At 67.1% G+C, this 20,317-nt stretch carries 18 protein-coding genes; 10 read left to right on the top strand and 8 right to left on the bottom strand.

Going from position 1 to position 20,317, the window contains the following annotated elements:
* Nucleotides 1–74: 74 nt before the first annotated feature.
* The 3 genes from JW805_11980 to JW805_11970 all read right to left on the bottom strand — a co-directional run bounded on the left by JW805_11980 (nt 75) and on the right by JW805_11970 (nt 3,027).
* The gene (locus JW805_11980; GenBank protein ID MBN2972736.1) at nt 75–452 is read right to left on the bottom strand and encodes a hypothetical protein; all 378 of its coding nucleotides are present in this window, start codon (nt 450–452) and stop codon (nt 75–77) included.
* Nucleotides 453–551: 99 nt separating this feature from the next.
* Nucleotides 552–1,172: a nucleotidyltransferase family protein gene (locus JW805_11975; protein MBN2972735.1), complete on the bottom strand. Its 621-nt coding sequence runs from the start codon at nt 1,170–1,172 to the stop codon at nt 552–554.
* Between the two features lie 109 nt (nt 1,173–1,281).
* Complete coding sequence (locus JW805_11970; protein MBN2972734.1) at nt 1,282–3,027, bottom strand: fatty acyl-AMP ligase; 1,746 nt, start codon at nt 3,025–3,027, stop codon at nt 1,282–1,284.
* Between the two features lie 143 nt (nt 3,028–3,170).
* On the opposite strand from JW805_11970, the gene JW805_11965 reads away from it, so the two are divergent.
* From JW805_11965 to JW805_11955, 3 genes are all read left to right on the top strand, one after another.
* Nucleotides 3,171–3,716 carry a RecX family transcriptional regulator gene (locus JW805_11965; GenBank protein MBN2972733.1) on the top strand — a complete coding sequence of 182 codons (546 nt, stop codon included), beginning with the start codon at nt 3,171–3,173 and terminating at the stop codon, nt 3,714–3,716.
* A 62-nt stretch (nt 3,717–3,778) separates the two neighbouring features.
* Entirely contained in the window at nt 3,779–4,369 is a 591-nt protein-coding gene (locus JW805_11960; protein MBN2972732.1) for a cold shock domain-containing protein, read from the top strand.
* Between the two features lie 2 nt (nt 4,370–4,371).
* Nucleotides 4,372–4,854: a DUF192 domain-containing protein gene (locus JW805_11955; protein MBN2972731.1), complete on the top strand. Its 483-nt coding sequence runs from the start codon at nt 4,372–4,374 to the stop codon at nt 4,852–4,854.
* A gap of 124 nt (nt 4,855–4,978) precedes the next feature.
* Here JW805_11955 and JW805_11950 read toward each other — a convergent pair whose 3' ends face one another.
* The gene (locus JW805_11950; GenBank protein MBN2972730.1) at nt 4,979–5,836 is read right to left on the bottom strand and encodes a hypothetical protein; all 858 of its coding nucleotides are present in this window, start codon (nt 5,834–5,836) and stop codon (nt 4,979–4,981) included.
* Nucleotides 5,837–6,446: 610 nt separating this feature from the next.
* Nucleotides 6,447–7,181 (bottom strand): SDR family oxidoreductase, encoded by a 735-nt coding sequence (locus JW805_11945; GenBank protein ID MBN2972729.1) that lies wholly within the window; start codon nt 7,179–7,181, stop codon nt 6,447–6,449.
* 130 nt (nt 7,182–7,311) lie between these two features.
* Between JW805_11945 and JW805_11940 the strand changes: the two genes are divergently transcribed.
* Nucleotides 7,312–7,623 (top strand): helix-turn-helix transcriptional regulator, encoded by a 312-nt coding sequence (locus tag JW805_11940; GenBank protein MBN2972728.1) that lies wholly within the window; start codon nt 7,312–7,314, stop codon nt 7,621–7,623.
* A 245-nt stretch (nt 7,624–7,868) separates the two neighbouring features.
* Here the strand turns inward: JW805_11940 and JW805_11935 are convergent, their stop codons facing one another.
* Nucleotides 7,869–9,245, bottom strand: coding sequence for an MmgE/PrpD family protein (locus JW805_11935; GenBank protein MBN2972727.1), 1,377 nt, complete (start codon nt 9,243–9,245; stop codon nt 7,869–7,871).
* An 84-nt stretch (nt 9,246–9,329) separates the two neighbouring features.
* Here JW805_11935 and JW805_11930 point away from each other — a divergent pair, with 84 nt between their 5' ends.
* The gene (locus tag JW805_11930) at nt 9,330–10,571 is read left to right on the top strand and encodes a hypothetical protein (protein ID MBN2972726.1); all 1,242 of its coding nucleotides are present in this window, start codon (nt 9,330–9,332) and stop codon (nt 10,569–10,571) included.
* A 30-nt stretch (nt 10,572–10,601) separates the two neighbouring features.
* On the opposite strand, the gene JW805_11925 is transcribed toward JW805_11930, so the two are convergent.
* A complete protein-coding gene (locus tag JW805_11925; protein MBN2972725.1) occupies nt 10,602–11,549 on the bottom strand; it encodes a hypothetical protein in 948 nt (315 codons plus the stop codon).
* A gap of 63 nt (nt 11,550–11,612) precedes the next feature.
* The gene (locus JW805_11920) at nt 11,613–12,608 is read right to left on the bottom strand and encodes a LacI family DNA-binding transcriptional regulator (GenBank protein MBN2972724.1); all 996 of its coding nucleotides are present in this window, start codon (nt 12,606–12,608) and stop codon (nt 11,613–11,615) included.
* 80 nt (nt 12,609–12,688) lie between these two features.
* Here JW805_11920 and JW805_11915 point away from each other — a divergent pair, with 80 nt between their 5' ends.
* The 5 genes from JW805_11915 (at nt 12,689) to JW805_11895 (ending at nt 20,285) form a co-directional block, all read left to right on the top strand.
* Entirely contained in the window at nt 12,689–13,867 is a 1,179-nt protein-coding gene (locus JW805_11915; protein MBN2972723.1) for a cytochrome P450, read from the top strand.
* Complete coding sequence (locus JW805_11910) at nt 13,864–14,985, top strand: CapA family protein (GenBank protein MBN2972722.1); 1,122 nt, start codon at nt 13,864–13,866, stop codon at nt 14,983–14,985. The genes JW805_11915 and JW805_11910 overlap by 4 nt, the downstream gene beginning before the upstream one ends.
* Nucleotides 14,982–16,013, top strand: coding sequence for a hypothetical protein (locus JW805_11905; GenBank protein MBN2972721.1), 1,032 nt, complete (start codon nt 14,982–14,984; stop codon nt 16,011–16,013). Before JW805_11910 ends, JW805_11905 begins: the two co-directional genes overlap by 4 nt.
* 64 nt (nt 16,014–16,077) lie before the next feature.
* The gene (locus tag JW805_11900; protein ID MBN2972720.1) at nt 16,078–18,786 is read left to right on the top strand and encodes a TonB-dependent receptor; all 2,709 of its coding nucleotides are present in this window, start codon (nt 16,078–16,080) and stop codon (nt 18,784–18,786) included.
* Nucleotides 18,786–20,285: a tannase/feruloyl esterase family alpha/beta hydrolase gene (locus JW805_11895; protein ID MBN2972719.1), complete on the top strand. Its 1,500-nt coding sequence runs from the start codon at nt 18,786–18,788 to the stop codon at nt 20,283–20,285. Before JW805_11900 ends, JW805_11895 begins: the two co-directional genes overlap by 1 nt.
* Nucleotides 20,286–20,317: the final 32 nt, after the last annotated feature.

Below are 20,317 nucleotides of genomic sequence, written 5' to 3'. Positions count from 1 at the left end.
TGCGGTGAGGGTTGATGGATCGTTTAGTCGCGGGCGTGAAAGGCTTCGATTTGATCGTAATGACGGGCGAATGATCAGCCGATCCAGGCACCGAGCAGGATCGCGCCGGCAAATGCAGCGGTCACCAGCGAAATCTTCGTGAGTTCAGGCAGCGCGGACCAGCCGATCGCGGGCGGCGGGGGCGTCGGCGGTGCCAGTGGGTGCGGCGCATAGGGCAGATGTTCCCAGCGCGGCCGGCCGTCGGACGGGCGGACGACGGTCGAGGCGGACGCTTCGGCGCCCGACATCTGCAGCGGCAGGGGCGGGGCCGAGGACCCATCGCTCGCACCCGCTCGCTTCTGCCCGTCCGGGTTTTGGTCGGCTGTCAGTCGATCGCTGGCGGCTCGCGCGGCCGCGGAAATTTCCGCTTCGTCCCCACCGGCGGTCCTGGTCAACGCAGCGGCAAGCGCCATCGCTGTCGCGCGGACGCTAGCATCAGGCTTGGCTGGCGGCGGCGTTTGCGTCGGGAGGCGGGGTGGCGTGATCTGCATCGCGTCTCGTTGGGCTCGAAGCTATCCGCTTTGGCACGGCATATCTGAAGACCGGGTTTCCATCGATGGAGGGTTGTCGGATCCAGTTGCATCTGCGGCCCGTAACAGCGGCCACGTCGTGACCCAGGCCTTCGAGTGCAGCCGATCTTCGAACACGGCGCGCTTTTCGCCGCGAAAGCGTGGAGTGGGCTGCAGAACGAGCTGCAACAGGTCGTCGAAACCGAACGGCGCCGCGACTATAACGTCGTCGTTTTCCGATCGACGAACGGCGATCGCCGTTGCCGTTTCCGGCCAGAACCGCATCGCATCGGTCGCCGACTTATAGGGTCTGTCACCATTGCGGCTATGCATCCTGGCCTGGTTTTTGACCGACCAGGCAATGCTCGGATCGACCGTTCGCAAGGCGGCCTCGTAACGAGCATCTCGCGCCGCATCGTTACGATGCGGGTCGTACCAGATGACATCGACGTCGCCGGACGGTGGGGAAGGTGCCCGACCATGAAGATGATCCCACACGGCGTTGCGTATGAAGCCGGCGCCGATCCATCCGTCGGGAAGGTTCAGGTCGCGGACGATCTCAAGCAGGCGCCAGCGAAGCGCGTCCGCGCGAAGGATCGCGGTGACGAGGGCAACGCCGTTCATCTCTGTATTTCGCGCGTTGACGCCATATCCGTCAGACGGGCCGGCTTTCGCCGCCCCGCTGGCCGGGCCTAGCGAGTCCTGACTCTGCTGACGCAAAGTCAGGCGTCTGTTACGCCGCGATCGCGTACGGCTTGATCTCGCCGGTCAGATACAGGTTGCGCGCCTTGGCGCGGCTGAGCTTGCCCGAGCTGGTGCGCGGCAGCGTACGCGGGGGCACGAGTTCGACGACGCAGTTCATGCCGGTCACTGCGCGGACGCGTTCCTTGATCGCGTCGTGCAGCCGTTTGCGCTCGTCGCCATCGCTGGTGCGGCACTGGACGAGGACCGCCGGGGTTTCCTCGCCGCCGGGCGTGGTGATCGCGAAGGCGGCAATGTCCCCCTGCTTGAAGCCGGGCAGCTGCTCGACGGCCCACTCGATGTCCTGCGGCCAGTGGTTGCGGCCGTTAACGATGATCATGTCCTTGGCACGACCGACGATGTAGATGTAGCCGTCGGACATGTACCCCATGTCGCCCGTGTCGAGCCAACCGTCCTTCATGCAGGCGTCGGTCGCTTCGGGGTCGCGGAAATAGCCGACCATCACACTGGGACCGCGACACCAGATCTTGCCGACCGCGCGCTCGGGCAGCAGGCTGCCGTCCTCCTCGCGAACCTCGACCTCCATGTCGCGCACCGGCTTGCCGCAATTGACGATGGCGCGGAACCGCTGGGGGCGATCCTCGCCTGCAGCCACGCCCGACAGCTGGGTTTCCTCGACCAGCTCGACGACGATGCCTTCACCCGGCGGCATGATCGACACGGCCAGCGTCGCTTCGGCAAGACCATAGCTCGGCAGGAAGGCCGACGCCTTGAACCCTGCGTCGCCGAACGCGTCGACGAAGCTCTGCATCACGTCGGGGCGGATCATGTCGGCGCCATTGCCCGCGACCCGCCAGCGCGACAGGTCGAAACGGTCGCTCGCCTTGGTCTGGCTCGACATGCGACGTGCGCAGATGTCGTAGCCGAAGGTCGGCGAATAGCTGAGCGTCGTGCCGGTATTGCGGCTGATGAGGTCGAGCCACGCGAGCGGACGGCGCGCGAAATCCTCGGTCTTCAGATAATCGGTCGATACCTGGTTGGCGACCGGCGACAGGAAGCAACCGACCAGCCCCATGTCATGATACCAGGGCAGCCACGACACGCAGCGGTCCGCCGGCTCCAGCTTCATGCCATGGCCGTGGGCGGCCAGATTGTTGAGCAGCGCATGATGGGTGATCGCGACGCCGTGGGGGAAGCGGGTCGATCCGCTCGAATATTGCAGATAGGCGATGCTCTCGCCGTCGAGCGTCGGCAACGTCGCCTCCGGCGCGTCCTTCGCGGCGATCTCGCTGAACGACAGGCCGTCGATCCCGGCGATCCGTGCGGCTTCGCCTGCCATCTGGGTCAGTTCGTCGGGGAAGATCAGCAGCTTGGGGTCGCAGCTGTCGAGCTGGACGCGCAACTGGTCGATGTACGACTGGGCGCCGCCGAAGCTGGTCGGCAACGGCAATGGCACCGGCCAGGCGCCGGCATAGACGGCACCGAAAAAGAGCGCCGCAAAGTCCGGCCCCGTCTCCGCGATCAGCGCGATCCGGTCCTCGGGGCGGATACCCATCGCGATCAGGCGGCGCGCCTGTGCCAGTGCATCGGCGCGCAGTTCGGCGAAGGGGTAGGGGCGGGTCAGCGTGCCACGTGCGTCGTGGAAGTTCAGTCCGCGCTCCCCGGCAGCGGCATAGTCCAGCGCCTCGCCCAGCGTTGCAAAGTCGGCGAAGCGGCGCGGCCGCCCGTCTTCGGTGGGCGTGGGGGCGGGAGCGATCGTCGTCGCCGAAACCGTCATCGCCGTGTCACCCGAATCCATCAAGAGTCTCGCGTCCCTAAATCTGTTGCGCCGCGGATTCGCGGTCGCTGAAATCCCTGCTAGCTGCGCGGTGCGCCAGCCCGGCGTTCAAAATCCGGTGTCACTGTGGCACAAACATGGCCATGCGCCGCAAATCCCCCCCGCCGCCACTGGATGGCGACGCGCTCGACCGGCTCGCGTTGCGCTATGTCGAGCGGTACGCGACGACAAGAGCGAAGTTGCGCGACTATCTGACACGCAAGGTGCGCGAGCGCGGCTGGGCCGGTGACGCACCGCCCGATCCGGCGGCGATCGCCGAGCGGATGGCAGACTTTCGCTATGTCGATGACCGCGCCTTTGCCGAGGCGCGCGTGCGTTCGCTCGGCCGGCGCGGGCTCGGCGCACGGCGGATCGACCTGGCCTTGCGCGCGGCGGGAATCGAGCCGGTGGATGCCGCCGCGGTGCGTGACGACGTCGATGCCCAGGCCGACGCCAGCGCGCTGACCTTCGCGCGCCGCCGCAGGCTGGGCCCCTTCGCACCGGAGCCAGGCAACGATCCGCGCGCGCGCGACAAGGCATTTGCCGCGATGCTGCGCGCCGGACATGATCCGGCACGGATTCGCCGCATCCTGGCATATGATCCCGGCGATGTGGCCGATTTCGATGCAGACGACGGGCATCTAACCTGAGTTTGACCCTTTTCGTGCCGGCGTTGCTCTGTAATAGTCGGCAACGGGGGAAGTAGAACAGGATGCGTATCGCCTTGGGGCAGTCCGGGTTCAGCGAAGGGGATGGTGGCGCCGCACCTGCGCGCGCGCCGGGCGTCGCGTCCCCTGACACCGATGTCCACGCCGGCATCGTCAAATGGTTCGACGTGACCCGTGGCTTCGGCTTCGTCGTCGCCGACGACCCGGCGATCGGCGACATTTTGGTCCATTTTTCCGTTCTGCAGGACCACGGCCGCCGCAGCCTGCCCGAAGGCGCGCGCGTCGTGTGCGAAACGGTGCGCCGGGACCGCGGCCTGCAGGCGTCGGCCATCCTGTCGATCGACCTGAGCGAGGCGGTCGAACCGGTGCGCGGGCGCAGTGGCGGTGACCGGATCGACCGGCTGAAGGCGATTGCCGACGCAGGGCCGTTCGAACCCGTCTCGGTCAAATGGTTCAATCGGCTGAAGGGCTATGGCTTCCTGATTCGCGACGCGAAGCCCGGCGACGTCTTCGTCCATATGGAAACGTTGCGCCGTGCGGGCATTGAGGAGGTCGAGCCCGACGACCGTATGCAGGCGCGCATCGTCGAGGGTGAGAAGGGGCCGCTGGCGGTGGCCGTGGAAAGGAACGACTGACGATGCTGCTTCGTCGATTTGCCGTCGCGCTGGCGGCGCTGGCCCTGACGCCTGCGATGACCGCGTGTTCGTCGGGCGGCTCCGCGGCGGCGAACGGCGTCGCAACCAAGACCGTGACGGTCCGCTCGGCGAACGGCGCGCACGCGTTTCAGGTCGAGCTCGCCCGCACCGCGGCCGAACAGCAGCGCGGGCTGATGTACCGTACCGACATCCAGAAGGACGGCGGCATGTTGTTCGCCCCCTATCCCCCCGAAGGCGGCCCGCCGCGCGAGGCGAGCTTCTGGATGGAAAATACGCCGACCCCGCTCGACATCCTGTTCATTCGCCCTGACGGCACGATCGCGCGCATTGCCGAGAATACCGTGCCGTTCGACAAGACCCCGATCCCCAGTGGCGAGCCGGTCAGTGCAGTGCTCGAAATCCTCGGCGGCCGCGCGGCGGAACTGGGGATCGCGGAGGGGGATAGGGTCGATTTGCCGAAGTAGGTCGCGTGCGGCCAGCAATTGCTCACGCAAACATGGATTCGCCACGTCAGGCAGCCAGGCCGCGTAGCGGCCCTGGTTGAGCGGCGCGGCCGAAAAGCGGGAGTGCGTCCTACAACCCGGCCTATCAATCCCCTTGCGGGACCAACGACTCCACGCCCTTCGCGGCCACCGCCCACCGGTAGAGCGCGTCACCCAGATACAGGCGGAATTGCGTGGGATCGAACGCAACCGTCTTCGCCCCACCGACGCATTGGCGGTCGTTCTCGATCATCTGCGCGATGGTCATTTGCAGGCCGTCTGGCAGGGGGCGTTCGTAGACGATGCGGATCGCGGTTTCCGGCTGGCGCTGGACCAGGCAAGTCGCCACCTTGAAATAGCGCATGTCGCTGGCGATGCGCAGCTTCGCACGCTTTTCCTCACGATCGACAAAGCGGTGGACGACCACCGGGTGCTGCAACACCTCGCGGGTCAATTGCAGGTCTGGCACATAGCGGCGCAGCGCCTCCGCCGTTACCGCCCCGCGGAGCAGCACGCCGCGGTCGCTGGTCGATGCCTCGCTGATCGGCGTGACGCGGCTGATCGACAGGAAGCCGACTGGCGAACCGCTGGCGAGCGCGCCACCTTCGTATTTTACCGCCGCACCCATGCCGCAGCTGGCGGTCTGACGGAAGAGGCGGTCCTGCCAGCGATCATGCTCCGACGAGTTGAACACGCCATCGACGACCTCGCGAACCAACGCCGGGCCGAAGATCCGGCCCCGGGTCGCGCATTTCGCCGCGCGTTCGGCCATTTCATATTCGCGGTGCGTGATGTCGGGGCGATAGCCGGGCGCGCTGAAGCCTGTCACGATCGTTTGCTTCAGCGCCTCGGCGTCCAGGCGCTTGCCCTGCACGACCACGTCGCCGCGCGGGGGCGTCGGGGTTTGGGTTGACGGCGTCTGCCCTGCCTGTGCCAGCAAGGCGGCGGCAATCATCATACTCATAAGCACCTCGTACAGCCATCCTGCCCTGCCGGGGGGCTCCGGTCCACTCCGGGAGGTACCGATTCGGTAGTAAGTGCCGCTCCGCCAACGTCGCGATGACGGTTCAACCTGCAGCGTATAGCGCGCCGCGCAGATGTCCTTGGTATAGTTTTCTAGACCCGTGGTCAGATTTCGCCGAATCCGTTGCGGGTCCGCAGCGCGACCGCAGCCCCGATCTTGGAACCCGCTGCCGCCCAGCGGCACGCTGCCCGACAGCACGCCGTTGATCTGATAATAGGAGCATAAGGGCCCTTCGCCATGACCGTCGAGTCGTTGCCCAGCCGGTGCGTAATGTACTTCACTGCACCACCCGTGACGTGAGCGAGCCGGTTTCGCGCTTATCGGCATCGGCTTCGAGTGCTGCCTGGATGCCGACCCGACTGGCGCCGGTCGCCGCACGCTGGGACCCACGGTCTATCGCACCGCCAGGAATCGCTTTGTCCCGAATACGGCGCCGCGTGGCAGGCGCCGGGCGTCCACCCGCGACTTGCCGTCATTCTGGAAAATGTTCGATAGGGTCGAGGAGGGCGCGCGGTCACCCATCCGCTGGGGTGTGTGACCGCGCTTTGCGTCAGGCTGCCGCACCGCCATCGATGTTGAGAGTCGTGCCGGTGATGTAGCTGGCGTCCGGTCCGGCGAGGAACGCTACGGCACCCGCGATTTCCTCGACCCGCCCGTAGCGGCCGAGCGGAATCGCGCCGATCATCTGCTGTGCGAAGTCGCTGTCGGCGGGGTTCATGTCGGTGTCGATCGGCCCGGGCTGTACCGTGTTGACCAGGATGTTGCGCGGCGCGAGGTCCTTCGCCCAGCCGCGGGCCAGGGCTGCCACCGCCGCCTTCGTCGCACTGTAGACCGAGGTCGCGGGGAACGCCTTCTCGCCGGAGATGCTGCCGATCAGGATGATCCGGCCGCCATCGTTCAGGTGCGGCAGCGCCGCACGCGTGCCGACGTGCAGGCCCTTCACATTGACGCCGAACTGACGGTCGTAGGTCTCGTCGCTATCCTCAGCGACGGTCGAGAATTCCGCCACGCCGGCGTTGTGGACCAGGATGTCGATCCCGCCGAGCGCCGCCGCAGCCTGTTCTATCCCGGCCCGCTGCGATAGCGGATCGGCAGCGTCGGCCTGGACCGCGAAGGCGGTGCCGCCCGCGTCCTGGATCGCTGCGACCGTCGCGTCGGCCGCCGCGGTATTGCCGGCATAGGTGATTGCGACCGTCGCGCCATCCGCCGCCAGCCGCTTGGCGATCGCCGAGCCAATCCCCCGCGATCCGCCGGTCACGAGCGCTTTCTTACCCTGAAGTGACATGTCTGGTCTCCAAATTCTCGCCCGCGATCACGGCGTCGTGCGCTGTCGGCAGTCGGGAAGATGGGGCATCGGTTCAACAGTTCAATATTCCCGAACTATTAAATTCCGTAGAGCCTCCTATATCGATGTCATGCCTCGCTTCACCCATCCCCGGCTGGAGGACGTGCCGCTCGATCTGGCGCTGCACGCGTTGGCCGACCCCAATCGGCTGGGCATGGTTGCGCGGCTCGCCGCGACGGAGCGGCTGAGCTGCACCGATGCGGCGCCGTGCGAGAGCATTCCGAAGAGCACGCTGTCCAATCACCTGAAGCTGCTGCGATCTGCGGGCCTGATCGAGACCACGCAGTCCGGGCGCGAGATGATCAATACGCTGCGCCGCGACGACTTCGATCGGCGCTTTCCGGGGCTGCTCGACGCGGTGCTCGCCAACGCCGCGACCTGATCCGATCCCGGCCCCGGGGCGCCGCGCGACCGGGATTGGCATCGGAAGCTGTCTGGGCGGCAATGTGCGGGGACAGTGAGAGGCTCAGTTGCCTGCCGCGGCGGCCGAGGGAAACCGGACGAACGCGCCGGCCGAGCGGCCCTATTCGATCACACGCCGACGCGCCGACCGGTGTGTTGCATGACGCCCTCGTATCCCGACGGCTTTTCCACGATAATCCCGCCCTGAGCGTGGGCAGGCGAGCTTTACCACGTCAGGAGATTTCCCCTCGGGTCGCCCGCTAGGATCGCGTCCGCGAGGCGCGTGGCCTGTGTCCGGGTCATGGGTGTCGCGCCCCGCATCGCGCAATCGACGAATTTGGCGCGCAGATCGTCGTCCGACATCGGCCGGTCGAGATGGCCCGCGGCCTGCGGGATGGCGACGTGCAGCCGCTGACCGTCTTTCGTCAGGATCGTGACGCTGCCGCTTGCCGCCTGTGCGCGCCCCCAGTCCGGGTTTCGAACCGGGGACACCGTGTCGGCGATGGCACGCAGGTCGCGATCGGCAAGGGCCGCCGGAGCAAAGGTGTCGAGCGTCACCGTTCCGTGGACCAGCGCCGCAGCGACGGTGAAGGGAATGGAGAATTTGGCGTCGATCGCGCTCGGTGGCGCGACTTTCTTGGCGCGTGGCTCGATCAGCATCTCCTGAACCGGGCCGATTTCGACCTCCACTTGCACGATGTCGGCGAGCGAAATCCGGGGTCGAAGGGCAAGCGCCGCCTCGATATAGGCGTGCGTTCCGCGACAGGCCGGCCAGGGCTTGAAGCTGACGTCGTCGCCCAGGAAGCGGGCGCCCAGTTCGGCCAGCAGCACGTCGGCGCGAAGACCGCCGCCGTGAAGTGCGAAAAAGCCGCCGCGTCCTTCTAGCGGTGCTGAGAAAGCGCGGACGCCGCGCTGCGCGAGCAACGCGCCGCTGACGGCCGCACGGGCTGCGAACCCCTCCCGCACGCCGCGCAGACGTGTATCTGCATCGAACTTTATCTCGGCCGGAAAGCTCGCTTGGCACAGGGCAAGGCCGATCGCCTGGACGATGCCGTCCGCGTCGAGACCGAGCAGCTTGGCGCATGCCGCCGCGGCGCCGATCATCCCGGAGAACGGCGGCGGATACCAGCCGCCATCCTCGAAGGGGCGGGCGGGGGCGAGAGAGATGCGACAGGCGAGGTCGCTGCCGAGCGCCATCGCGGTCATGAACGCCCGGCCATCGATCGCAGGATTGGCGTCCGCGATGGCCAGCAGCGCGGGCACCAGCGCCGCACCGGGGTGCGCGGGCCCGGCGTCGAACGTGTCGCCGAAATCGAGTGCATGCGCGAGCGCGCCGTTCGCAAACGCCGCGGCCGGCATCGGCACCCGCACGTCGTGCCCCAACAGCCGGGCGTCCGGCGCGCCGCCCTCGGCGATGGCCTGGTCCCTGAATGGCCGCGCATCGGGTGCGAGAGTCGTCGCCGCAAGCATGACCCCCATGGCGTCGAGCAACGCGCGGCGGGTCGCGTGTCGGGTCGCCGAAGGCAAATCGTCGAAACCGGTCGCGGCAAAATGCGCTGCGATGCGACGGGTTACGGGTTGGGCGGTTGCGTCGATCTCCATATTCTGCAAACGCTTTCATTTCTAGGCGTGGGAAAGCAAGCGGAAAGCGAACGGTCTGCGATGAAGCGACAATTGGGGCTTCTGATGTCTGTGGCCATGATCGCGGCGATCGCGCCGGTCGGGGCGCGACAGGCCACGTCCACGCCGGTCATCACTCCCGGCGGGATGCAGTGGGAGGGCGAGCGCCCCGCCAATTGGAACGGGACATTGCTGCTCTGGAGCCGCGGCTATTCGCCCGTTGCCGGCCGACCGGAGAGCGCGCCCCCGGCCTTGAAGGCCGCGCTGCTGGCAGAGGGCTACGCCGTCGCCGGATCCGATTACGGCAGTGGTGGCTGGGCGCTGGCGGAGGCCGTACCTGCGCAGCGCGCGACGATCGCGGCCTTCACGGCGCGCTATGGCAAGCCACGGCGGGTGATCGCCTGGGGTTATTCGATGGGCGGGCTGGTGACGACGGCCCTTGCCGAGCAGCGGCCCGCGGCGATCGACGGCGGCGTCGCCCTGTGCGCGTCGATCGGTGGCGCCTTGGGCATGATGAACATGGCGCTCGATGGGGCAAGCGCGTTCCGTACGCTGGTCGCGCCTGACGCCGGTATCCGACTCGTCGATGTCGATGATGACATGGCGAACGGAAAGCGCGCCGCGAGCGCGCTGGCCGCCGTTTCGGGGACACCCGAGGGCCGGGCGCGTATCGCGTTGGCGGGCGTGCTGGCTGGCATCCCGGGGTGGACGAGCCCGGACCGGGCCGAGCCCCGGGAAACCGACCATATCGCGCAAGCCGACGAGATCGCGCGAAGCTTAGTGCGTGGCGTCTTCCTGCCGCGTGTCGATCAGGAGGCGCGGGCGGGCGGCGTCTTTTCCTGGAATGTCGGCGTCGATTACCGTCGGCAGCTCGCGCTGTCCGGGCGCCGGGCGATGGTGGCTTCGCTGTATCGTGCCGCAGGTCTCGATCTCGATGCCGATCTGGCACGGTTGCAGGCGGCCCCGCGCATCACCGCAGCGCCGGAGGCGGTCCGCTACATGATGGCCCATTACACGCCGAATGGGCGTCCCACGGTGCCGCTGGTCGCGGTGCAGGCAATCGGCGACGGCCTGACATCGCCGTCGCTGCAACAGGGCTATGTCGACACGGCGCGCGGCGATGTTCGCAGCCTGTGGGTGCGGAGCGCCGGGCATTGCACCTTCACGCCGCAAACCGTGCTTGCCAGCCTGCGCTACCTCGACGCGCGGCTGACGCAAGGACGTTGGCCCGCGCGGCCGGCGGGCTTTATCGACCATAGGCCACCACCGATGCTGCGGCCGTGCGTTCGGGGCGGGCGCTGTCGCTAGAGCGTTCGCACGCCGCTCCGGTGCCGCGCGTTAGCCGATGCGCTTGCGCTCGACCGTCCATGTCGGGTCAATGCAAACGCCGCAGTTCGGACCGACGAAGGTCTTGGCCGCGGTCCGGTCGCCGCGCAGCTGCCAGTCGAACCACCGGGCGGAAACCTGGGCGACCGGACCGCCGTTCGGCTCGCGGAAGGTGCCGCCGTGGCCGACGTCGCGGTTCAGCAGCATCGCCGGAACATGCGAAATCCGGCGGAAATCGTCGGTCCCGTTGGGATAGGCGACGTCGCTCGGCCCACCGAGAATATAGAGCACGGGCGTGTGGAATTTCGCCAGCAGCGACTTGTCGACGGTCAGTCCGCGGATCGGATTGCTGCCGTCGGCGAAAACGCCGCTATTATGGACGATCACCGCCCTCACGCGCGGATCGGCCGCGGCCTGAATCGCCTGCAGACCGCCGCAGCTATGTCCGGCGACCCCGATCTGGGCGGGATCGATCCGCCCGAAATAGCGGCTGCCGCGACGCGTGTTCTCCCTCAAAGCCCAATCGAGCCCGGCCAGCACGTCGGCGGTGGTGGTGCGGACATACAGGCCGGGTGGTTCCTGGACCGGGGGCGGGGCGCCGGGGCCGCTCAGGATCGCGCCGGGCGCGATGACGAGATAGCCGTGGCTGGCCAACTCGCCCAGATGCTGGCGTGCGCTTGCCCCGTCCTCGCGGCAGCCGCCGTTGCCCCACAGGATCACGCCCAGTTTGCGATCGCGCGGCACGATGGCCGGACGATAGACGACGTGGTTGCGCAGCGTCGGGTCGACTTCCTTGATCGCCTTGTACGGCCCGGTTCCGGCTGCGTCGGGCAATTTGTCGGCCGCGGCGCGGATGGCCGCTTCGCGTGCGGTATCGGCGGGGGAGGGGGTGCGGGGCGGTTGCTGAGCTGCGGCGAGGCTTGCCACACCGGCCAACAGGGCAAAGATCAACGATCGCAACGGCGCTCTCCCAAGACTGTTATGGGATAAAGCTACGCAATCGCCATCGCTATGCAAGGCCTTTCATGCGCTCTCCCGCGCGATGATCCGAAAGCCGACGTCGATGCGGGTGTCGACGGTCTCGCCCGCGGCGCGGGCGCGCAGGACGCGGATGACCTCGCGGGCGATTCGGCCACCATCCACGTCGACCGACGTGATCGTCGGGCGCATGTCGCCGGCGAGGCGCAGGTTGCCGAAGCCCGTAACCGCAATCTGATCCGGCACGCGTATTCCTGCGGCCTGCGCCTCGACGATCAGCCCTTGCGCGATCCAGTCGGAGCCGCAGACGACCACATCGGGCTGGACAGGCAGGTCGGCCAAGGCGCGGTAGCTCAGCCGGCCCTGTCCGAAGTGGCTGGGAACATTGACGTCCAGCCGGGTCGGTTCGGGGCCGCCCTCGCGCATCCAGCGGTCGATGAAGCCGCTTGCCCGCCGCTCCGATCGGGTGGAGCGCGGCACGACGAGATGGGGCCGGCGATAACCGCGCCCCCGCAGGAACCTGGCCAGTTCCTCGCCGGCCTGGCGGTGCGAGAAGCCGACCGACACGTCGATCGGGTCGTCGGGCAGGCCCCATGTCTCGATGACGGTGACCGACTGCGCCCGCAATCGTGCGCGGACATCGGGGTCGCTGACGATGCCGGTGAGGATGATCGCGTCGACGCGGCGCGCCAGGGCGACGTTGATCTCTCGATCGAGCCGTCGATTGTCGGCGCCGGTCAGTGCCAGCACGACGCTGTTCCCGTCGGCGGACAGTTCGTCGATCATCGCCTCGACCGTGTCGTTGAAGATCGATTGCGCGATGTCGGGGACGAGCGCCGCGATTAGCCGCGAACGGTTGGTCGCAAGCGCGCCTGCGGTCATGTTCGGAACATAGCCCGTCGCTTCGATCGCCGCGCGGATCCGCTCCGCGGTCGCCGACTTCACCATATGAGGGGTGTTGAGAAAGCGCGATACCGTCGCCGCGGATACGCCGGCGAGGGTCGCGACGTCGTCGAGGCGGGGCACGCGCGGCAAGGTCATGATCGATGATAGTCGCAAGATCGCGGCCCATGCAAAGATCATCGTTGCAAGCGCTTTCATAAACCGATACGTAGATTGTTATGAGTCATGACTTCGATCCGCTCGTCCCGGAAAGCTTCGACAGTCCGCACGACGATTATGCCCGGCTTCGGACGAGCTGTCCGGTCGCGCACAGCGACGCCTGGGGCGGCTTCTGGGCACTGATGAAGCATGACGATGTCGCCGCGGCAGCGGCCGATTGGCGTACCTTCATCACGTCGCAGCAGAACGTCGTGCCGAAAGTTGCCTTCACCGGGCGCCGCCCGCCGTTGCATCTCGATCCGCCCGAACACACGCCCTATCGACGGGCCCTGGCACCGCTGCTGAGCGAGCGTCGTGTCGAACGGTTGCGGCCGGTGATTCGCGACATCTGTCGCGATCTGCTCGGCAATATGGTGGCGGCAGGCGGTGGCGACGTCGTCGCGGATTTTTCCGCGCACATGCCGATCGCGACCTTCGCGCACTGGATGAACCTGACGCCGGATCAGGTTCGCGAGCTGACCGCGGTCGGCAAACGCTATAATATCGCTGTCCAGTCGAACGATATCGCTGCCACGAAGGAATCGAGCCTCTGGCTCTACGACATGGCGCGCGCGATCGTCGCCGATCGCAAGGCGAACCCGATGTCGATCGACGAGGACGCGACGAGCGCGCTGCTCGCGACCCGCGTCGAGGGCGAGCCGCTGCCCGAGGAGATGATCGTCGGCACGATCCGGCAGGTGCTGGTCGTCGGCATCATCGCGCCCAGCGTGATGATCGGGTCGATCGCGGTCCATCTCGGTCGCGACCAGGCGCTCCAGTCGCAATTGCGCAGCGATCCGGCGCTGGTGCCGGCGGCGGTGGACGAGTTCCTGCGCCTCTACACGCCTTATCGCGGGTTTGCGCGCACCGCGGTCGAGGACGTGACGATCCGCGGGCGCACCATCCCCGCCGGTGAACCGATCGCGCTCGTCTATGCTAGCGCCAACCGCGACGAAGAGGTGTTCGCGGATGCCGACCGGTTCCGGATCGATCGGCCGAACATGAAGGATTCGGTCGCCTTCGGTCGCGGGCCCCATATGTGCGTCGGGGCAGCGCTTGCCCGGCTCGAGCTCATCGTCGCTTTGGAGGAGTTGCTCGCGGCCGCCCCCGGCTTTGTGCTTGCCGGCGCGCCCCAGCCCACCCGCTTTCCGGAGATCGGCGCCCTGTCGGTGCCGATCCGCTTCGAGGCCGCGGCATGACGCATGTCCTGCTCGCGACCGGCGATCTGGCGATGGATCGGGACGAGTACGCCGAAAGCTTTGTCGCAACCCGCGACGTGCTGCGGTCGGCCGACATCGTCTTCGGCCAGTTGGAGACGAGCTTCGCCACCTCCGGCGTCCGTGCGCCGCAGGCCCGCCACGCGGTGCTCGCGCGGCCCGATGGGGCGGATGCGCTGGCGGATGCGGGCTTCGACGTGATCTCGATGGCGGGCAACCATGTGCTCGACTGGGGGAACGACGCGTTCTTCGAAACGCGGGCGAATATCGAGCGTACGGGGATGCGCGTCGTCGGGGCGGGTGCGACGATCGCGGAGGCGCGCGCCCCCGTCAGCATCACGCTCGGCGATGGCACACGTGTCGCCATCCTGGCCTATTCCTCGATCCTCCCCCAGGATTATTGGGCGACCGAGCGACGTCCGGGGTGCGCCCCGATGCGGGCCTTCACCCATTACGAGCAGATCGAGCACGACCAGCCGGGCACGCCCGCCCGCATCCACAGCTGGCCGCATGGCGAAGATCTCGCGGCATTGGAGGCGGATGTCCGTGCCGCCAAGTCGTCCCACGACGTCGTCATCGTGTCGCATCACTGGGGCATCCACTTCGTCCGCGCGACGCTCGCCGACTATCAGCGCAGCGTCGCGCGTGCGACGATCGCGGCGGGGGCGGACGCGATCCTCGGCGGGCACGCACATATTCTGAAGGGCTGCGAGCTGATCGACGGAAAGCCGGTGTTCCACTCGCTCTGCAACTTCGCCACCGATCTTCGCATGGATGCCGCGCACGCGGCGTCGAAGAGCTTCAACGAGATCCGGGTTCTGGCGGAGGATTGGGAGCCCGATTTCGACAGCCTGTACAATTTCCCGCCGGCGTCGCGGCTGTCGATCGTCGCGCGGCTGGAGATTGCGGGCGGTCGGATCGTGCGGGCAGGCTTTCTGCCGCTCTTCATCGATCGCGACGCGGTGCCGCGGTTCTGCACGCCGGGCACGCCGCCGCACGCCGAGGTGATCGACTATATGACCGCGGTAACCCGCGAAGCGGGGCTCAACGCGCGCTACGTCGCAGCCGACGACATGGTCGAACTGGCGGAGGCGGCATGATGCGTGGCCGCAGCTTCCCGCTCGAGGGCTATGTCCTCCTCTATTTCCTCGCGTACCTGCCCAACGCGATCCTGCTCAAGCTGCTGTCGTCGACGCCGCATCCGGGGCTCGGCCGTCCGCTGACCGGGCTGGAGACGCTGCCGGCGTCGCTGATCATCAGCACCGTCCTCACCTACATCTTCATCTGGTGGTCCGGCTGGCACCGCGACGCGCACGGCGTGACGATCGCAGGCACGCGCGTCCCGGTACCGACCCGTTATACCTTGCTGTCCGGCTTCGGGACCGCGCTGGTGCTGTTCACCGTGCCGCTGTCGTTCACCATCCCGAATGTCAGCATCCCCTTCATCCAGCTGCTGATGCGCGGCGACATCCTGATCATTGCGCCGCTGATCGACCTCGCCTTCGGGCGGCGGGTGCGGTGGTGGAGCTGGACGGCACTGGTCATGGTCGCGGGCGCGCTGCTCCTGACGCTCGGCGATCGCGGCGGGCTGAAGCTTCCGCCGATCGCGATCCTGACGGTCGTCCTCTACACCGCGGGCTATTTCCTGCGCCTGGTCGTGATGACCAAGGTGTCGAAGAGTGGCGATCCTGCGTCCGTGCGCCGCTATTTCGTCGAGGAAAAGGTGCTGGCGCTGCCACTGTCGGTGCTGTTCCTCGCGATCGTCTCGGCGAGCGGTATCGGCGGCCAGTCGAGCGAACTCAGCTGGGGTTTCCTGTCGGTGTGGACCGATCCGGTCATCTGGCCGCTGTTCGTCATCGGGCTGACGCTGACGATCGTCTCGGTCTTCGCGATCATCATCCTGCTCGATCCGCGCGAGAACGCCTATTGCGTGCCGCTGGAACGCGCCGCGAGCCTGGTCGCCGGTGTCGGCGCCGCCCTGATCCTGGCGTGGGTGTGGGGGCTGAAGTTCCCGCGACCGGCCGAACTGATCGGCGCCGGCATCCTGATCGCTGCGATCATATTGCTGTCGGTCGCCCCACGGCTGGCGACCAAGCCGGCAACCGCGGCCCGTGCCGAAACCAATTGATCACCAACGCACCGCTCGAACCCGCAAGCATCAGCGGGGCGGGCCCACGGAGAGGAACCTGAGGATGATCGCACCATCGACCCGCCTGCTGCTGAGTGCGGCGACCGGCGCCCTCGCACTTGCGACCGCGACCGCGGCCAGCGCGCAGACTGCGCAGCCCGTCGTGCAGGATCAGCCTGCGACCCCCGCCACGGCCGGGGACACGGCGCAGGAAACGGTAAGTCCGGAAGACGTCATCATCACCGGTTCGCGCATCCGCGGGATCGCGCCGGTCGGGTCGAGCGTCATCGCGATCGATCAGACGAAGATCGCCGAGACACCGGTGACGTCCACCAACGATCTGTTGCGTCGCGTGCCGCAGGTCGTGTCGCTCGGCGCGAACCGGGCCGGGGGCTCGGCCCAGAACGGGGCGGCAAACGCGACGCGTGGCGCAGGGATCAACCTGCGCGGATTGTCCACAAACGCCACGCTGCTGCTGTACGACGGCCGTCGTTTTCCGCCGCAGGGTACGCAGGGGCAGTTCACCGATCCTTCCGTACTGCCGTCGATCGCCCTCAGCCGCGTCGAGGTGATCGCCGATGGCGCGTCGGCGATCTATGGCTCCGATGCGGTCGCAGGCGTCGTCAACCTGATCCTGCGCCGCGATTTCGACGGGGTCGAGGCGCGCGCCCGCTATGGCTTCACCGACGGGAATTACGACGAGCGACAGGCGGCGGCGATCGTCGGCAAACGCTGGAAGGGCGGCTATGCAACGCTGGCGGGCGAATGGACGTACAATTCCGCGCTGCTCGGTACCGATCTCGATTTCTATCAGAACGATAATCGTCCGCGCGGCGGGCGTGATCTGCGCGTTCTCACCTGCAATCCCGGCACGATCACCGCGAATGGGGTGACCTATGCGATCCCTGCGGGCGGCGTGACCACCGCGAACGCCGGCAGCCTGGTCGCGGGTACCGCCAACCGCTGCTTCTACGACAGGGATCTGGAAGTCATCCCCGATCAGGAACGCTTCAGCGTAACCGGGGCGATCAGCCAGGAGATCGGCGACCGCATCCGCGTCTTCGCCGATGGGTTCTGGTCGCGCCGGGAAGGCACGCTGCCGCTGGTCGCCAACATCAACACATCGGTGCCGAGTACCAATCCCTTCTATGTCGCGCCGCCGGGGGTGACGCCGGGCCTGTGTCCGGCCAGCGCGGGCGTTCCGGCGGGTACGCGCTGCGTAACCGTCGCCTATTCGCTCTATCCCGAATTCGGACAGATCCAGCGGCGCTTCTGGAACGAGACGTGGAACGCCGTCGGCGGGGTGGAAGTCGACTTGTTCGGCGACTTCCGCGCCACGGCCTATTATTCGCACGGCGAAAGCGAAGAGGTCGACAATCGTCGGCAGAACGGGGTCAATGCCGCCGCGCTTGCCGCAGCGCTGCGCGATACCAACCCGACGACCGCGCTCAACGTCTTTGGCGGACGCAACAATCCGGCGACCTATGCGCGCCTGATCGACAATCTGTTCGTCATCACCGGGCGCACGCGGCTCGACGTATATAATGCGCAGGCTGACGGGACGCTCTTCGCGATTCCTGGTGGCAACGTCCGTCTGGCGGTCGGCGGCGAGCATCGCGTCGAATATACGTTTACCGATCTGCAGACCGGAACCGCCGCCGCCCCCGTCGCGGTGGGCAGTGCTGGCGAGCGCAATGTGGATGCTGTGTTCGGCGAGCTCTTCGTGCCGATCGTCGGCGCGTCGAACGCGTCGCCGGGCCTGGAGCAGCTGTCGCTCAGTGCGGCGCTCCGCTACGAGAACTACAGCGATTTCGGCAACACGACCAACCCCAAGATCGGCATCACCTACAAGCCGTTCCGTGGCCTGTCGCTCAAGGGCACCTATGGGACGTCGTTCCGCGCGCCGACGTTCACCGAAGTCTCGACCGTCGGCGGCGGTGCGGGTCTCTATTTCGACACGCTGCCCGGGCCCAACGGCAATCAGATCGGCATCGGCATCGCCGGTGGCAATCCCAATCTCCAGCCCGAAAAGGCGAAAACCTGGTCCTTCACCGTCGAAGCCGCGCCGCCGGAGATTCCGGGCCTGCTCGCATCGGTCAGCTATTTCCGCATCGACTATACCGACCAGATCCAGGCACTGCGCGGCACGCCGGGATTGCTTACCAATCCGATCTATCGGCAGTTCGTACAGTTCAACCCCACGGCTGCCACGGTCGCGAGCCTCGTCAATTCCGGGCTGCCGCTCAACGCGGTCATCGATCAGAGCCAGGTCACCTTCATTGCCGATGGACGTCGCCAGAATCTGGGGACGTCGTTGCTGCGCGGGCTCGACTTTGCGCTGAACTACAACTGGTCGCTGGGCGATGTGCAGATGGATGCCGGCATCCAGGGCAGCTACATCCTCGATTATCTGTTCGAAGCGGTGCCGGGCGCCGGCCTGCAAAGCGTCGTCGACACGTTCGGCTTCACGCAGAAGTTTCGCAGCCAGGCGGATATCGGTCTGCAGCGCGGTGGCCTGCGCAGCCGGCTGACCTGGAATCATCTCGCCGGCTATTTCAATACGACCGTCACGCCGCGGCAGCGCATCTCGAACTACGACACGTTCGATCTGTCGGTCGGCTTCGAGCTGACCCGCAACGTCACGCTCGGGGCCGATGTCCGCAACCTGTTCAACGAAGATCCGCCCTTCGTCGACACGAACTTCGGCTATGATCCGCAGGCATCGAACCCGATCCCGCGGGTGTTTGCGATTACTGCGCAGGTGAAATTCTGATGCTGCTGGCGGCGGCCGCCGCCGCGTGCGCGAGCCTCGCTGGCGCTCAGGTGGGCGGGGCGACGATCGTGCGCGCGACGGCGGTTGCCGCCACGAACGGCTGGGTTCCGCCCGTCGAACAGCGCGCTTACGCACCTGTGCCGGTATCCAAACCGCTGTGTCGGGTCGAAGCCTCGATCGCGGGCCGGATCGGGTTCGAACTTTGGTTGCCCGGAGATTGGAACGGCCGTCTGCTCGGCGCGGGCGTGGGTGGCGATGCCGGCATCTACAATTATGTCGACATGAGCCGCCGCGTTGCGGAGGGCTTTGCCACCGTCACGACGGATACCGGTCACAAGGTGACGCAGGCCCGCTGGATGGCGGATCCGCAGGCGCGGGTGGATTACGAACATCGGGCGGTTCATCTGACCGCGCAAGCGGCGAAGGCGATCGTCGCGCGCTTCTACGGACAGCCTGCCAGGCGCAGCTATTTCACCGGATGCTCGGGCGGTGGCCGACAGGCGCTCAAGGAAATGCAGAACTATCCGGGCGACTATGACGGTGTGATCGCCGGCGCGCCCGGACCCTATATGCCGCTCGTCTCGGTGCGGATGATGTGGAGCGCGCTGCTTCAGAAACAGGCGCCGGACGGTGCACTCAGCGACGCCGACTGGGCGCTTTACGAACGCCGCGCGACCCAAGCCTGCGACCGCGCGGACGGCGTTGCCGATGGAATCGTCGAAAACCCGCTCGCATGTCGCTTCAAGCCGGCCGTGCTGCTGTGCAAGCCCGGACAAACGGACGGATGCCTTTCGGCCCCCAAGCTTGCCATGCTCGAACGCATCATTGCGCCGATGCCCGACGAGGCGGGCCGGCCGATGGACAAGGGACTGCTGCCCGGCGTCAGGACCCGGCCGGGTCCGCCGTCGCCCCTGTTGCGCGCGATGTGGGCGGACGCAGTCTATAACGACCCGCACTGGAACGAGGACGGGTTCCGGCGTTCCGCAGATCTCGCCGCGATCAACCGCGTCATGCCCGACCTGCGGGCAGACAGTACACGGATAGCGCCGTTCATCGCGCGCGGGGGCAAGGCGATCATCTATCAGGGGTGGGCCGATCCCTCGGTGATCGCCCGGCCGACGCTCGATTATTATGGGCGGCTCGCGCGGGCCAATGGCGGACTGATGCGCTTGAGCAATGCCGTACGGCTGTTCATGGTCCCGGGAATGTACCATTGCCGTGGCGGCCCCGGCGTCGACAGTTTCGGTGCGTCCGGGCAGGAAAGCTATCCCGCCGACCCGTCGCGCGACATGCTCTGGTCGCTCATCCGGTGGGTCGAAGGGGGGCACGCGCCCGAACGGATCATCGGCACCCGCTATGGCGTCGACCAGCCGACGCTGACCCGCACCTTGTGCGCCGCGCCAAAGTCCGCGGTCTATCGCGCGGGCGATCGGCGTTTGGCCACGTCCTATGTCTGTCGGGCAGATCCATTTCTGACGCGAGAACTTGCCGCCCAGTGAGGTCGTGGACCGACGGCGAAGCGTCGGCGAGC

The organism is Roseomonas aeriglobus (assembly GCA_016937575.1).
Lineage (GTDB): Bacteria > Pseudomonadota > Alphaproteobacteria > Sphingomonadales > Sphingomonadaceae > Sphingomonas > Sphingomonas aerigloba.
Note: the sequence above shows the minus strand (reverse complement) of the source record. Positions and strands in the feature narration are given on the sequence as shown.